15 protein-coding genes are annotated in these 13,826 nt (G+C 72.0%); 13 read left to right on the top strand and 2 right to left on the bottom strand.

Annotated elements, in window-relative coordinates; genetic code table 11:
* Nucleotides 1-59: 59 nt before the first annotated feature.
* The 4 genes from ACZ7CH_RS22135 to ACZ7CH_RS22120 all read left to right on the top strand — a co-directional run bounded on the left by ACZ7CH_RS22135 (nucleotide 60) and on the right by ACZ7CH_RS22120 (nucleotide 3,519).
* Nucleotides 60-680 carry a class I SAM-dependent methyltransferase gene (locus ACZ7CH_RS22135; RefSeq protein ID WP_470374719.1) on the top strand — a complete coding sequence of 207 codons (621 nt, stop codon included), beginning with the start codon at nucleotides 60-62 and terminating at the stop codon, nucleotides 678-680.
* 135 nt (nucleotides 681-815) lie between these two features.
* The gene (locus ACZ7CH_RS22130) at nucleotides 816-2,498 is read left to right on the top strand and encodes a CTP synthase (protein ID WP_458430917.1); all 1,683 of its coding nucleotides are present in this window, start codon (nucleotides 816-818) and stop codon (nucleotides 2,496-2,498) included.
* On the top strand, nucleotides 2,495-3,115 hold the full coding sequence (locus tag ACZ7CH_RS22125) for an NUDIX hydrolase (protein ID WP_360392617.1): 621 nt from the start codon (nucleotides 2,495-2,497) through the stop codon (nucleotides 3,113-3,115). Before ACZ7CH_RS22130 ends, ACZ7CH_RS22125 begins: the two co-directional genes overlap by 4 nt.
* 8 nt (nucleotides 3,116-3,123) lie before the next feature.
* Nucleotides 3,124-3,519, top strand: a complete 396-nt coding sequence (locus ACZ7CH_RS22120; protein ID WP_360392615.1) for a DUF2752 domain-containing protein — start codon at nucleotides 3,124-3,126, stop codon at nucleotides 3,517-3,519.
* Nucleotides 3,520-3,595: 76 nt separating this feature from the next.
* Here the strand turns inward: ACZ7CH_RS22120 and ACZ7CH_RS22115 are convergent, their stop codons facing one another.
* On the bottom strand, nucleotides 3,596-4,222 hold the full coding sequence (locus tag ACZ7CH_RS22115) for an NINE protein (RefSeq protein ID WP_360392612.1): 627 nt from the start codon (nucleotides 4,220-4,222) through the stop codon (nucleotides 3,596-3,598).
* A gap of 53 nt (nucleotides 4,223-4,275) precedes the next feature.
* Between ACZ7CH_RS22115 and ald the strand changes: the two genes are divergently transcribed.
* The 8 genes from ald (at nucleotide 4,276) to ACZ7CH_RS22075 (ending at nucleotide 10,404) form a co-directional block, all read left to right on the top strand.
* Nucleotides 4,276-5,349: an alanine dehydrogenase gene (gene ald / locus ACZ7CH_RS22110; protein WP_458430920.1), complete on the top strand. Its 1,074-nt coding sequence runs from the start codon at nucleotides 4,276-4,278 to the stop codon at nucleotides 5,347-5,349.
* A 5-nt stretch (nucleotides 5,350-5,354) separates the two neighbouring features.
* Entirely contained in the window at nucleotides 5,355-6,230 is an 876-nt protein-coding gene (gene xerD / locus ACZ7CH_RS22105) for a site-specific tyrosine recombinase XerD (protein WP_360392705.1), read from the top strand.
* A gap of 24 nt (nucleotides 6,231-6,254) precedes the next feature.
* On the top strand, nucleotides 6,255-6,584 hold the full coding sequence (locus tag ACZ7CH_RS22100) for an ArsR/SmtB family transcription factor (RefSeq protein ID WP_360392606.1): 330 nt from the start codon (nucleotides 6,255-6,257) through the stop codon (nucleotides 6,582-6,584).
* A gap of 141 nt (nucleotides 6,585-6,725) precedes the next feature.
* Nucleotides 6,726-7,649: a ParA family protein gene (locus ACZ7CH_RS22095; RefSeq protein ID WP_360392604.1), complete on the top strand. Its 924-nt coding sequence runs from the start codon at nucleotides 6,726-6,728 to the stop codon at nucleotides 7,647-7,649.
* A complete protein-coding gene (locus ACZ7CH_RS22090; protein ID WP_458430921.1) occupies nucleotides 7,646-7,975 on the top strand; it encodes a hypothetical protein in 330 nt (109 codons plus the stop codon). The genes ACZ7CH_RS22095 and ACZ7CH_RS22090 overlap by 4 nt, the downstream gene beginning before the upstream one ends.
* Nucleotides 7,972-8,805: a segregation and condensation protein A gene (locus ACZ7CH_RS22085; RefSeq protein WP_360392598.1), complete on the top strand. Its 834-nt coding sequence runs from the start codon at nucleotides 7,972-7,974 to the stop codon at nucleotides 8,803-8,805. Before ACZ7CH_RS22090 ends, ACZ7CH_RS22085 begins: the two co-directional genes overlap by 4 nt.
* Nucleotides 8,802-9,677 (top strand): SMC-Scp complex subunit ScpB, encoded by an 876-nt coding sequence (gene scpB / locus ACZ7CH_RS22080; RefSeq protein WP_470374718.1) that lies wholly within the window; start codon nucleotides 8,802-8,804, stop codon nucleotides 9,675-9,677. The genes ACZ7CH_RS22085 and scpB overlap by 4 nt, the downstream gene beginning before the upstream one ends.
* Nucleotides 9,670-10,404 (top strand): pseudouridine synthase, encoded by a 735-nt coding sequence (locus ACZ7CH_RS22075; protein ID WP_360392593.1) that lies wholly within the window; start codon nucleotides 9,670-9,672, stop codon nucleotides 10,402-10,404. Before scpB ends, ACZ7CH_RS22075 begins: the two co-directional genes overlap by 8 nt.
* A 111-nt stretch (nucleotides 10,405-10,515) precedes the next feature.
* On the opposite strand, the gene ACZ7CH_RS22070 is transcribed toward ACZ7CH_RS22075, so the two are convergent.
* Nucleotides 10,516-10,749: a hypothetical protein gene (locus ACZ7CH_RS22070; RefSeq protein WP_360392590.1), complete on the bottom strand. Its 234-nt coding sequence runs from the start codon at nucleotides 10,747-10,749 to the stop codon at nucleotides 10,516-10,518.
* A 242-nt stretch (nucleotides 10,750-10,991) separates the two neighbouring features.
* Between ACZ7CH_RS22070 and ACZ7CH_RS22065 the strand changes: the two genes are divergently transcribed.
* Nucleotides 10,992-13,694, top strand: a complete 2,703-nt coding sequence (locus ACZ7CH_RS22065; protein ID WP_470374717.1) for an nSTAND1 domain-containing NTPase — start codon at nucleotides 10,992-10,994, stop codon at nucleotides 13,692-13,694.
* Nucleotides 13,695-13,826: the final 132 nt, after the last annotated feature.

The following is a 13,826-nucleotide window of genomic DNA, read 5'->3' as shown; positions in this document are numbered from 1 at the left end:
CGCGGCCCGTCGCCGGTGGTTCGGGAAATCCCGCACCGCGAAGGGCTGCGGTTTCCGCCGTGACCGCAACCGGTGCCGCCTACGACGCCGTCGCGCCGCTCTACGCCGAGCTGTTCCGCGACGTGCTCGACACCCTCCCGCTGGAACGCGCGCTGCTGGCCGCGTTCGCCGAGCTCGTGCTCGCCCACGACGGCGGCCCGGTCGCCGACGTCGGCTGCGGGCCCGGTCACGTGACGGCGCACCTGCGGGCGCTCGGGCCGGAGGTGTTCGGCATCGACCCGTCGGCGGAGATGGTCGCCCTGGCCCGCGCGGACCGGCCGCACCTGCGGTTCGAGCAGGGGGCGATGCCGGCGCTGGAGGTCGCCGACGGCGCGCTCGGCGGGGTGCTGGCGCTGTTCTCGACGATCCACCTGCCGCCACCGCAACTCCCGGTTGCCATCGCGGACCTCCATCGGGTGCTTTCACCGGGCGGTGTGCTGCTGCTCGGGTACCTCGCCGGTGACGATCCGCTGCCGCGAGAGGTCGACCACAGGGTCGCCCCGGCGTGGGAGTGGGTCCCCGCCGCGATGGCGGAGCTGCTGGGGCAGACCGGGTTCGCCGAGGTCGGACGGCTGGAGCGGGCACCGCACGACGGCGAGCGGTTCCGGTCCGGTTTCCTGCTCGCACGCAGGCAGGGATGAAGCCGGTCCACGCGCTGCGCCGATCGGGTGATGTGATCTGCCGGGTCGTGGTGCGCTGAGTGACCGGCGGCGTGTTAGCGTTATGGCCCGTGGATAGGGGGATTCACCCCCACGATTTTCACGGGAGCCCCGTTGGTGCAGCAGGCACGTACGACCAAGCACGTCTTCGTCACAGGAGGCGTCGCCTCCTCGCTGGGCAAGGGGCTCACAGCCTCCAGCCTCGGCCAGTTGCTCACCTCGCGCGGCCTGCGGGTAACGATGCAGAAGCTCGACCCGTACCTCAACGTGGACCCCGGCACGATGAACCCGTTCCAGCACGGCGAGGTCTTCGTGACCGACGACGGTGCCGAGACGGACCTCGACATCGGCCACTACGAGCGGTTCCTCGCGCGCGACCTGAGCGGTGACGCGAACGTCACGACCGGCCAGGTCTACTCCGAGGTGATCGCCAAGGAGCGGCGCGGCGAGTACCTGGGCGACACGGTCCAGGTGATCCCGCACATCACCGACGAGATCAAGCGCCGCATCCGCGCGATGGCCGAGCCGGACGCCGACGGCGTCACGCCCGACGTGGTCATCACCGAGGTCGGCGGCACGGTCGGCGACATCGAGTCGCTGCCGTTCCTGGAGGCGTGCCGCCAGGTCCGCCACGACGTCGGCCGCGACAACGTCTTCTTCCTGCACGTCAGCCTGGTGCCGTACCTGGCGCCGTCCGGCGAGCTGAAGACCAAGCCGACCCAGCACTCCGTCGCGGCGCTGCGCAACATCGGCATCCAGCCCGACGCGATCGTGTGCCGCGCGGACCGGGAGATCCCGGACTCGCTCAAGCGCAAGATCGGCCTGATGTGCGACGTCGACACCGACGCCGTCGTGGCCGCCGTGGACGCGCCGTCGATCTACGACATCCCGAAGGTGCTGCACGCCGAGGGCCTCGACGCCTACGTCGTGCGCCGCCTCGACCTGCCGTTCCGCGACGTCGACTGGACGGTGTGGGGCGACCTGCTGGAGCGCGTGCACAACCCGGCGGAGACGGTGAAGATCGCGCTCGTCGGCAAGTACGTCGACCTGCCCGACGCCTACCTGTCGGTCACCGAGGCGCTGCGCGCCGGCGGGTTCGCCCACCACGCCAAGGTCGAGATCAAGTGGGTGCCGTCGGACGAGTGCCAGACGCCCGAGGGCGCGGCGCGCGCGTTGTCCGGCATGGACGCGGTGCTGATCCCCGGCGGGTTCGGCGTGCGCGGCATCGAGGGCAAGATCGGCGCACTGAAGCACACCCGCACCCGCGGTGTGCCGACGCTGGGCCTGTGCCTGGGCCTGCAGTGCATGGTCATCGAGGCCGCGCGGAACCTCGCGGGCATCGAGGACGCGATCTCGTCGGAGTTCGACGAGGGCGGCTCGCCGGTCATCTCCACGATGGCCGACCAGGAGGACGTCGTCTCCGGCCAGCGGGACATGGGCGGCACTATGCGGCTCGGCGCGTACGTCGCGAAGCTGACGCCGGGCTCGGTGGTCGCGAACGCCTACGGCACGACCGAGGTGTCCGAACGGCACCGGCACCGCTACGAGGTGAACAACGCCTACCGCGACAAGCTCGCCGACGCCGGCCTGGTCTTCTCCGGCACCTCGCCGGACGGCCGCCTCGTCGAGTTCGTCGAGCTGCCCGCCGACGTGCACCCGTTCTACGCGGCCACGCAGGCGCACCCCGAGCTCAAGTCCCGTCCCACGAAGCCGCACCCGCTGTTCGCGGCGTTCGTGAAGGCCGCGATCGACTACCGGGTGGCTGACCGCCTCCCCCTGACCGCGGGAGCCGCGAAGTGACCACTCGGCACGACTTCCGCACCGTCGCCAGCGAGGACCTGCACGTCGGGAAGATCCTGGCGCTGCGCGTCGACGAGGTCGAGATGCCCGGCGGCGGCACGGCCAAGCGCGAGATCGTCGAGCACACCGGTGCCGTCGCGGTCGTCGCGGTCTCCGACTCCGGCGAGGTCACGCTGGTCCACCAGTACCGGCACGCGCTCGGCCGACACCTGTGGGAGCTGCCGGCGGGCCTGCTCGACCACGACGGCGAACCGCCCGTGACCGGTGCGCGCCGCGAGCTGGTCGAGGAGGTCGGCCTGGACGCCACCGAGTGGCACGTCCTGGTCGACGTGGCCGCCTCGCCCGGTTTCACCGACGAGGTCGTGCGGGTGTTCCTCGCCCGCGGCCTGACCTCGGTGGACCGCGACGTGCAGGGCGAGGAGGAGGCGGACCTGGAGGTCCACCGCTTCCCGCTCGCCGAGGCGGTGCGGATGGTGCTCTCCGGTGAGATCGTGAACGCCTCGTCGGTCGCCGGTCTGCTCGCCGCCCGCGAGGTGCTGGAGGGCCGCGCGGAGCCGCGTCCCGCCGACGCCCCGTTCCAGGACAAGCCCACCCGGTTCGCGGCGCGCGGGAAGTAGGTTCTCCCGTGAAGACGCTGAGGGGCGCCCTGCGGAGGTTGCGGGCGCCCCTCAGCGTGCTCGCGGTGGGGGGCGCGGGTGCCGTGGTGCTGCTGTTCGTCGACCCGAACCAGCCCGGCAACTTGCTGCCCAAGTGCCCGTTCAACTGGCTCACGGGCCTCAACTGCCCCGGTTGCGGCATCACGCGCATGGCACACGCACTGCTGCACGGCGACGTCGTGGCGGCGTGGCACTTCAACGCGGCCATGCTCGTCGTCGGCGTGCCGTTCGCCGTGTGGCTGTTCGCGCGGTGGATCCGGGCGTCGTGGACGGGCCAGCCCCGGCAGATCCCGAAACGGGTGCCGGGCCTGGTGATCGCGTTCGCGCTCGTGTGGGGCATCGGCCGCAACCTGGCCGGCATCTGACCCCTGCTGTTCAGGCGTCTGCAAGTACTACCGACTGGCAGTTGGTGGTACTTGCAGACGCCATGAAAGCCAGGAGTCAGCCGCGGAGGGGGCGGCCTTCGGAGTCCGTGCCGCCGTTGACCAGGATGATGATGCCGTCGACCAGCGCCCAGATGCCGCAGCCGCCGCAGGTCAGCAGCTGCGCGACCGCGATGCCCGTGTCACCCATGTAGAAGCGGCCGACGCCGAACTGGCCGAGGAACAGCTGCAGCACGCCCGCGGCGACCTTCGACTTGTCCGAGTACGGGATGCCGCTGACCGGGTCGTAGCCGTAGGGCGCGCCGGGGTAGCCCATGCCGGGAGGCGGCGGCGTGGCGTACTGCGGCTGCGCGTACTGCTGCGGCTGCGGGCCCGTGTACTGCTGCGGGTGGGGCCCGGTGTACTGCTGCTGCGGCGGGGCGTACGGCTGCGTGGGCATGGGCGGCGGAACGGCGGCGAACGGCACCGACGGCGGCGCGAGGAACGGCGGGTGCGGCTGCGGGAGGTCGCGGAACAGCTCCGCGAGCTCGGCGTAGGACTGCGCGTTCGACGCGCGGTTGACCCGGTCCTGGTACTCGGAGATGTCGAGCCGCGCTTGCGCGAAGTGGTCGTTGAGCGCGGTGATCGCCTCTTCGCGCTGTTGGTTGCCGATGCGCTGCTGCTCTGGCCCGAAAGGTTCTGACACGCCTGCGCACGTTATCCGATGCAGGAGGCCGAGTTGCGGAATACGCTGCGACGATGTTGGTCGGTGTCCCAAAGGAGATCAAGAACCACGAGTACCGCGTCGCCATCACGCCCGCCGGTGTGGTCGAGCTGGTCCGCCGCGGGCACGAGGTCGTGGTCGAGCACGAGGCCGGTGCCGGGTCGTCCTTCCCCGACGACGAGTACACGGCCGCGGGAGCGCGGATCGCCGCGACCGCGGACGAGGTGTGGGCGGCGGCCGAGCTGGTGCTGAAGGTCAAGGAACCGATCGAGCCCGAGTTCCACCGGATGCGCCGCGACCAGGTGCTCTTCACCTACCTGCACCTCGCGGCCGCGCCGGGGTGCACGCGGGCCATCGCGGAGGCCGGCGTCACGGCCATCGCCTACGAGACCGTGCAGCTGCCCGACGGGTCGCTGCCGTTGCTGGCGCCGATGAGCGAGATCGCCGGGCGGATGGCCGCCCAGGTCGGCGCACACTGCCTGGAACGCGCGCAGGGCGGCCGCGGTGTGCTGCTCGGCGGCGCACCCGGTGTCGCGGCGGGCAAGGTCGCGGTGATCGGCGCGGGCGTGGCCGGCATGAACGCGGCGACGATGGCGGTCGGCATGCAGGCCGAAGTCGTCGTGCTCGACACCAACGTCAACCGGTTGCGGCAGATCGACTTCACCTACCGCGGGCACCTGCAGACCATCGCGTCCAACGCCTACGAGGTCGAGAAGGCGTGCCGCTGGGCGGACCTCGTGATCGGCGCGGTGCTCGTGCCCGGTGCCCGCGCGCCGAAGCTCGTCGGCAACGACCTGGTGTCGCGGATGCGGCCTGGGAGCGTGCTCGTGGACATCGCGATCGACCAGGGCGGCTGTTTCGAGGACTCGCGGCCGACGACGCACGACGATCCCACCTACCGTGTGCACGACTCGGTGTTCTACTGCGTCGCGAACATGCCCGGTGCCGTGCCGAACACGTCGACCTACGCGTTGACGAACGTGACACTGCCATACGTCCTCGCGTTGGCGGACAAGGGTTTCGACCGCGCTGTCGCAGAAGACCCGGCGCTGGCCAAGGGCGTCAACGCGCGTGGAGGAGAGATCGTGCTGGAAGGACTGGCGTGGTAGCAGACCTGGTGGCGAGCTACCTCGACCACCTCGCCGTCGAACGCGGCACCGCGCGCAACACCCTCGACTCCTACACCCGCGACCTGCGCCGGTACACCGAGCACCTGGAGTCGCTCGGCATCACCGACCTGGCGGCGGTGACCGAGTCCCACGTGAGCGAGTTCCTGGCGGCGTTGCGCGAAAGCGGTTTGGCCGCTTCGTCCGCAGCGCGCACATTGGTTGCTGTGCGGGGACTTCACCGCTTCGCGCACCGTGAAGGTGTGGTGCCCCATGACGCCGCACGCGCCGTGCACCCGCCATCACCGCCCAAGAGACTGCCGAAAGCCTTGCCCGTCAACGATGTGCTGACCCTGCTCGACACCGTGGGGAACCTCAGGGACAAGGCGCTGCTGGAGTTGCTGTACTCCACGGGAGCGCGAATCTCCGAGGTCGTCGGGCTCGACGTGGACGACGTCGACGCCGCCGAACGCACCGTGCTGCTCGACGGCAAGGGCGGCAAGCAACGACTCGTCCCGGTGGGGCGCCCGGCGCTGGCGGCGGTGGACGCCTACCTCGTGAGAGCGCGCCCCGCGCTGGCGGCCAAGGGGCGTGGCACGCCCGCGTTGTTCCTGAACGCGCGCGGCGGACGGCTTTCCCGGCAGAGCGCGTGGACCGTGTTGAAGACCGCGGCGGAGGAAGCCGGCATCACCGCCGCGGTCTCCCCCCACACGTTGCGGCATTCGTTCGCCACCCATCTGCTCGAAGGGGGTGCCGACGTTCGGGTGGTGCAGGAACTTCTCGGGCACGCATCGGTTACGACCACTCAGGTGTACACACTGGTAACCGTTACGACTTTGAGGGAGGTCTACGCAACTGCACACCCTCGGGCCACTGGAACATGAGGCTTCCACGGGTACGGTGGACAGGTGCCGAACTTGGACGAGCCGTCCCCCCAGGCCATCGATCTTGCCTCCGTGCTGCACGCGCTGAGCGACCCGACGAGGCTCGCGGTCGTTCGCCAGATCCAGTCCAGCGGAGAGAGGCTGTGCGGGGCCTTCGAGGTCGACGTGGCGAAGTCGACCCTGTCCCAGCACCTGCGCGTGCTGCGGGAAGCGGGCCTCACCCGGACCCGGTGCCGCGGCAACCAGCGCTGGGTGTCACTGCGCCGCGATGACCTGGACCTCCTGTTCCCCGGCCTGCTCGACGTGGTGCTGACGGCCGCGGACCGGCGCACACGTTCGGATGTTCCGGCCTGACTGAGTCTTGACAGTCACATGCCGACCCCCGAAACATTCTCCCGCCCCCTCCAGGACACGGCGAGGCGCGTTGCCGCTCGCACGGGTGCGGCCTAGGCTGCGCCCCGAGAGACGACTACGACCAGTGAGGGAACGCCAGCCATGTCGACACCGGAGCACGCTTTCGCGCCCCGTGCCGACCTGAGCCTGGCCCCGCACGCCGCGCCGGTGGACGACGTCGCCCACGAGCAGGTCGACGGCATCGGCCCGACCGGTCGCGCCCGCCGCGCGCTCCCGGCCCCGCCGCCGTTGCTGCACCACGGCCCGGCGAAGATCCTCGCGGTGTGCAACCAGAAGGGCGGCGTCGGCAAGACGACGACGACCATCAACCTGGGCGCCGCGCTGGCCGAGTACGGCAGACGGGTGCTGCTCGTCGACTTCGACCCGCAGGGCGCGCTGTCCGTGGGCCTCGGCGTGCACCCGCACCAGCTGGAAACCACGATCTACAACGTCATCATGGAGAACGACACCGCCGTTCCCGACGTCATCCGCAAGACCATGGTCGACGACATGGACCTGCTGCCGAGCAACATCGACCTCTCGGCCGCGGAGATCCAGCTGGTGTCCGAGGTGGGCCGCGAGCACACCCTCGTGCGCACCCTCCGCCCCGTCATCGACCACTACGACTACGTGCTGGTCGACTGCCAGCCCTCGCTCGGCCTGCTCACGGTGAACGCCCTCGCGGCCGCGGACGGCGTGCTGATCCCGCTGGAGTGCGAGTTCTTCTCGCTGCGCGGGGTGGCACTGCTCATCGACACCATCGAGAAGGTCAAGGAACGGTTGAACCCCAAGCTCACCATCACCGGCATCCTCGCCACGATGTACGACCCCCGCACGCTGCACTCGCGCGAGGTCATGGCGCGGGTCGTGGAGGCGTTCGGCGAGATCGTGTTCGACTCGGTCATCAACCGCACGGTGCGCTTCCCGGAGACCACCGTGGCCGGTGAGCCGATCACCCGGTGGGCCCCGCGCTCCTCCGGTGCCAACGCCTACCGCGCGCTGGCCCGCGAGGTGATCGCCCGGTGACCCGTCGCCCCTCACTGCCGGGCGCGGCCGAGCTGTTCCGCCTGACCTCGGCACCCGCCGCCACCCCGGCAGAGGTGCCGTCCGGCGGCACGGCCGCGCAGCAGCGCCGCGGGTCCGGGCGGACCGGGCACACCACGAAGATCACCGTCTACGTGTCCGACGAGGAGCTGCTGGCGCTGGAGACCGCGCGGCTCGCGTTGCGCGCGTCGCACGGCCTCGGGGTCGACCGCGGCCGGGTGGTGCGCGAGGCGATCGCGATCGTGCTGGACGACCTGGAGGCGCACGGGGACGCGTCGTTGCTGGTGCGCAGGTTGCGCGAGCAGTGACCGAGGAAACACCCGCTGCTGCTCCCGAGGTGGTCGACGACGGCAGGTTCAAGGTCCGGCTCACGAACTTCGAGGGCCCGTTCGACCTGCTGCTGCAGCTCATCTCCCAGCACACCCTCGACGTGACCGAGGTGGCCCTGCACCGGGTCACCGACGACTTCATCGCCCACATCCGCGCGCTCGGCTCCGCCTGGGACCTCGACGAGACCACCGAGTTCCTGGTGATCGCCGCGACCCTGCTGGACCTGAAGGCGGCCCGGCTGCTGCCCGCGGGCGACGTCGAGGACGAGGACGACCTGGCCCTGCTGGAGGCGCGCGACCTGCTGTTCGCCCGCCTGCTGCAGTACCGCGCCTACAAGCAGGTCGCGGCCCTGTTCGCCGAGCTCGAACAGGGCGCCTACCGCCGCTACCCGCGCTCGGTGGCGCTGGAACCGCGCTTCGAGGGCCTGCTGCCCGAGGTGATGCTCGGCGTCACCCCCGACAAGTTCGCGCTGATCGCCGCCGCCGCGTTCCGGCCGAAGCCCAAGCGCACCCTGTCCACCGCCCACGTCCACCAGCACCGCGTGTCGATCCGCGCGACCGCAGACGAGCTGCGGACGTTCCTGGTGGAGCGCGGCACGGCGTCGTTCACGGAGATCGTCGCCGACTGCACCGAGACGATGCAGGTCGTCGCACGCTTCCTGGCGCTGCTGGAGCTGTACCGGGAGAAGTCGCTCGCCTTCGAGCAGGAGGACCCGCTCGGGCCGCTGCAGGTGACGTGGGTCGGCGGGACGTTGGAACAGGCGCAGGCCGCGGCACCGGCCGGCGACGAGGACGAGGACTACGAATGAGCGACCCAGAGGTCGGGCCGGAGCCGGTCGTCGGGCCGGACGCGGCACAGGTGGAGCGGCCGGGGCCGGCGTTCGACGGTGGCACGGGCGCGGCGGAGTACGACGCGGCGGCCGCGGCGCTGGCCGCGAAGTTCGGGGCGGGTGCCGCGGAGACGAAGCCCGCGAAGCGCCGGTCCAAGCCCCGGCCCGCCGAGCCCCAGCCGGAGCTCCCGGTCACCGAGCCCGCCGGGACGGAGACCGGGACCGGGGCCGAGGACGCCGCCCAGCTCGAAGCGCAGCTCCTCGCCGCCGCACCCGAGGAGCAGATCGAGGACTCCGGCCTGCCCGACCTCACCGACGACGCCGAGCTCGACGGCGCGCTGGAGTCGGTGCTGCTCGTCGTGGACAGCCCCATCGCGGAAGACCAGCTGAGCAGTGCCCTTGAGCAGCCGGTTAAGCGAATCAAGCAGGCACTCCGTAGACTCTCCACCCGGTACACCGAGTCCGGCAGCGGCATCGACCTGCGCAGGGCGGGGGACGGCTGGCGGTTCTACACGCGAGACCGGTTCGCCCCGTTCGTGGAGAAGCTGCTGCTCGACGGCCAGCGCGCGAAACTCACCCGCGCTGCCCTGGAGACGCTCGCGGTGATCGCCTACCGGCAGCCCGTCACGAGGGCGCGGATCGCGGCGGTTCGCGGCGTCAACGTCGACGGTGTGATCCGGACCCTGGTCGCACGGGGGCTCATCGAGGAGACGGGCACCGACAGCGACACGGGTGGGATCCTGTACCGCACGACCGAACTGTTCCTGGAGCGGTTGGGGCTGTCGTCGTTGAACGACCTGCCGCCGATCGCTCCGCTGCTGCCCGAAGTGGATGCGATCGACGATGTCTGAGAACGAGGGCGTGCGCCTGCAGAAGGTGCTCGCGCAGGCCGGTGTCGCCTCACGCCGTGCTTCGGAGGAGCTGATCGACCAGGGGCGGGTGCAGGTCGACGGCAAGGTGGTGCGCGAGCAGGGCCGCCGGATCGACCCCGAGACCGCGGTCGTGCACGTCGACGGCGTGCGGGTGCAGATCCGCGAGGACGTCGTCACGATCGCGCTGAACAAGCCGTTCGGGATCCTGTCCACCATGGAGGACGACCTGGGCCGGCCGTGCGTCGGCGACCTGGTGCGCAACCGCAAGGAGCGGCTCTTCCACGTCGGCAGGCTCGACGCGGAGACCGAGGGGTTGCTGCTGCTCACGAACGACGGTGAGCTGGCGCACCGGTTGATGCACCCGAGCTACAACGTCAAGAAGACCTACCTCGCCGAGGTGCCCGGCCCGGTCGAGCGCGGCCTGGGCAAGAAGCTCAAGGCGGGCGTCGAACTGGAGGACGGCCCGGTCAAGGTCGACTCGTTCAAGCTGGTCACGGCGGTGCCGGGCAAGGCACTCGTCGAGATCGTCGTGCACGAGGGCCGCAAGCACATCGTGCGCCGGCTGATGGAGCACGTCGGCTACCCGGTGGAGTCGCTGGTGCGCACCGCGGTCGGCGACGTGCTGCTCGGCAACCAGCGGCCCGGCTCGATGCGCGTGCTGAACCGGCAGGAGGTCGGCGGGCTGTACAAGCTCGTGGGCCTGTGAACCCGGCGCGCCGCTGAAGCCGCACCGGACCGGTGATCGGCGTGCGGCTGTCCCCGGACGGCCGCACGCTCGTGGCGAGACGGCTCGACGGCGGTCCTCGTCCGGCGCGGGTCAGTCGCCGCAGGGCAGGCCGAGGCAGCTCGCGTTGACGTGCATCGGCCGCGGGTCGTCGCGCAGCCGGCCGCGGTACCAGCCGTCGCCGACCCACGCCTCGACGAAGAACCGGGTGCCCTCCGGGATGAAGCGCAGCGGCTCACCCGGCCAGGTCACGTGCACGCCCCGCGCGATCTCGCAGACCATCCTCACCGGTGCCTGCGGTGCCGTCGTCGTCGCCTCAATGGTCACGTCAGGATCTCCCTCGTCAGCGCCGGCGCCCCGTGACCGGCACCGTCGAACCTACGGACGATCCCGTTGTCCAGCTTCGTTCCACGCGAGTGGACAACGCGCTGTTAACAAGGGTGTAGCCGTGGGCGGCATTTCGGTGTTGCCCACGGCACACCGCGGTGCCGGTTCGGCGACGTTAGGGCGAACGGGTTGTTCACGGTCAGGCGTTGGCCGCTGAACGGAGTTCTCTGAACAATGACGGGGTGCCGAGACGGGAACGCCCTCTCGACGAGGGCGAGAGCGGTCTCCTGCAGTTCGCCGCGGACCTCCGCCGGCTGCGGGAACGGGCGGGCAGCCCCACCTACCGCGAGCTCGGCCGACGGGCGCACTACTCGGCGGCGGCGCTGTCGGAGGCGGCGGGCGGGCGCAAGCTGCCGAGCCTCGCGGTGACGAGGGCGTACGCGAAGGCGTGCGCGGCGGACCCGGACGAGTGGGAGCTGCGGTGGCGCGCGGTCGCCGAGACGCAGCCGCGGGCCGGTGCCGACAGCCCGTACGTCGGCCTCAAGGCGTTCGAACCCGATGACGCACCGAAGTTCTTCGGCCGGGAGCGGCTCACGGTCGAGCTGCTGACGACGCGGCACCGCTTCACCGGCGTGTTCGGGCCGTCGGGGGTGGGCAAGTCGTCGTTGCTGAAGGCCGGTCTGGTGGCGCGCACGGACGGCCCGGTGCTGCTGTTCACGCCCGGCGCCGACCCGGTGGAGGAGTGCGCGCTCGCCCTCGCCCGGCTCACCGGGCAGGACGCGGTGGAGCTGGCCGGCGAGCTCGCGCGGCCCGAACAGCTCGGCCGCAGGCACACCGGGCTCGTCGTCGTCGACCAGTTCGAGGAGCTGTTCACGGTGTGCCGCAGCGAGGCGCGCCGGACGTGGCTCATCGAGGCGCTCACCGGGTGCGCCAAGGTCGTCATCGGCACGCGGGCCGACTACTACGGGCACTGCGCGCAGTACCCGGAGCTGGTGGAGGCGTTGCGCGGCAGCCAGGTCATGGTCGGCGCGATGACACCGGACGAGCTGCGGCTCGCGATCACCGAACCCGCCGCCCACGCCGGCGCCAAGGTGGAGACCGCGCTGCTGGCCAGGCTGATGGCCGACGCGGTCGGGCAGGCAGCCGTGCTCCCGCTGCTGTCGCACGCGCTCGCGGAGACCTGGCAGCACCGGCGGGGGATGACGCTGACGCTCGCGGCCTACGAGGAGGTCGGCGGCGTCGAGCACGCCGTGGCCCGCACCGCGCAGGACCTGCTCGCCGGGCTGCCCGCCGAGCAGGTGAAACGGGTGCTGCTGCGGCTCGTCACCGCCGAGGGCACCAAGCGCCGCGCGCACCGCGACGAGCTGGAGGCCGGCGAGACCGTGCTCGCCGCGCTGGCCGCCGCCCGGCTGGTGGTCGTCGACCGCGACGGCGTCGAGCTCGCGCACGAGGCGTTGATCCGCAGCTGGCCGGCGCTGCACCGCTGGGTCGAGGAGAACCGGGAGAACGTCAGGGCGCAGCGGGAGCTCACCGACGCCACCCGGACGTGGGAGGCGCTCGACCGCGACGCCGGGGCGCTGTTCCGCGGCCGGCGGCTCGCCAACGTGCCCGCGGGGCTCGCGCTCACCTCCCGCGAACGCGCGTTCCTGGCCGCGAGCCGCGCCGCGGAGGAGGAGGTCACGACGAGCGCGCGGCGCCGCACCCGCCGCCAGCGCCAGCTGCTCGCCGCACTGGTCGCGCTGCTGGTGGTCGCCGCCAGCTCGACGGTGTTCGCGTTGCGGGCCACCAGGACCGCCGAGGAGCAGCGCACCACGACCGCCGTGCTGAAGGCCGTCGCCGAGGCCGGTGCGCTGCGGTCGGGCAACCCCGCGCTGGCCCAGCAGGTCGCGCTCGCCGCCTACCGGCTCGTGCCGCTCCCGCAGGCCCGCAACGCGCTGCGCCAGGAGGAGGTGCCGGTGCAGACCCTGCGCGCGGCGGACGCCGAGGTCACCGCGCTCGTCGTCGGCCCGACGCAGCAGCAGGTCGTCACCGGTCACCGCGACGGGCTGGTCGTGCTGACGACCCTCGACGACCTGCCCGCGCCGCGCACGTCCTACGAGGCCACCCGGCACGCCGGCGCCGTCGTCGCGCTGGCGGTGGACCCGGCGGGCGGCCTGCTCGCGTCGGTGGGGGAGGACGGCACCGTCCACCTCGTCGACATCTCCCTGGGCAAGCCGCGCGACCTCGGCGTGCTGCCCGCCCGTGCCACCGCGGTCGCCTGGCGCGGCAGCACCCTCGTCACGACCGGCCCCGACGGCGCGGTCGGCTCCTGGACCGACCTGCGCGGCGGCCGCCCCCGGCTGCTCGCCACCGCCCAGCCCGGCCTGGGCCCGCTCGCCGGCCTCGCCTTCCGCGCCGACGGCCGCGTGCTCGCCGCTGTCACCACCGGCCGTGCCGTCCACCTGCTCGACGCCGCGGACCCGCGCCGGCTCACGCCGTTGTCGCTCACCACGGAGTTCGCGGGCCACGCCCAGTTCGCCGGCGACCTGCTGCTGACCGCCGGCCGCACCGCCGTGCACCTCTGGGACGCCCGCGACCCGCGCGCGCCGGCCCTGCGGGCGGAGCTCCCCTCCGGCGGTGGGGAGGTGACCGGCACGTGGCTGAGCGCGGACAGCCTCGCGGTCGCGACCGACGACGGCCTGGTGCGGTTGTGGCGGCTCGGCGCGGGGGAGCCGGTCGAGCTGGCGCTGCTGCGCGGGCACGCCGGACCGGTCACCGCCGTCGGGCTCACGCCGAGGGGCGACGAGGTGGTGACCGGAGGGGCGGACCGGGCGGTGCGGCTGTGGAACGTCGACCTGCGCGACCCGGCGGTGCGGATCTGCGAGCAGGCGGTCCCGCGGATGACCGGGGCCGAGTGGAACCGCTACTTCGCCGGCCTCGCCTTCACACCACCGTGCCACGACTGACCGCTCCCGGAGGGTACGCGGGGTCCCCGCGTGCCTTTCGGGGGTACGCGGGGTCCCCGCATGCACCTCAGGGGAACGCGGGGGCCCCGCGTGACACGAGGGAGAGTGGCCGAGGGTGACGGTGCGAGGTCT

This window comes from Lentzea sp. NPDC037011, from assembly GCF_055607425.1.
Note: the sequence above shows the minus strand (reverse complement) of the source record. Positions and strands in the feature narration are given on the sequence as shown.